This is a genomic window from Pseudomonas sp. HY2-MNA-CIBAN-0224 (assembly GCF_040310285.1).
GTDB classification, from domain to species: domain Bacteria; phylum Pseudomonadota; class Gammaproteobacteria; order Pseudomonadales; family Pseudomonadaceae; genus Aquipseudomonas; species Aquipseudomonas helleri.
The window spans coordinates 1-232 of record NZ_JBEOPQ010000942.1 but is presented as its reverse complement, the minus strand read 5'-3'; the positions used below and the strand labels follow the sequence as shown (position 1 = coordinate 232).

The 232-nt window shown below is 42.7% G+C and carries 1 protein-coding gene; it reads right to left on the bottom strand.

Going from position 1 to position 232, the window contains the following annotated elements:
* Window positions 1-232 (bottom strand): DsbA family protein (locus AAEZ03_RS29030; protein ID WP_350583468.1); only part of this gene is annotated, 232 nt, incomplete at both ends.

Here is a 232-nt window from a genome sequence, read left to right as displayed (position 1 = left end):
GAGTAAAGTAGCTGCTAAATAAAGCCAGTTTTAATTCGGTTTGCTTACCTGACTCTGCAGCCCAATACAGCAGCTGGTGGGCAAGTAGCGTGTTGTAAATGCGTGATGAATCAGAAAAATTAAATTCAAAGCCTAAATCAGCACCCATTTGGGTTAATCGTTGACGATTTTGAGCACTTTGCTCCGGTGTTGAACCGTATTTCTCAGCAATGTGTTCGCCTAAGTGTTGACC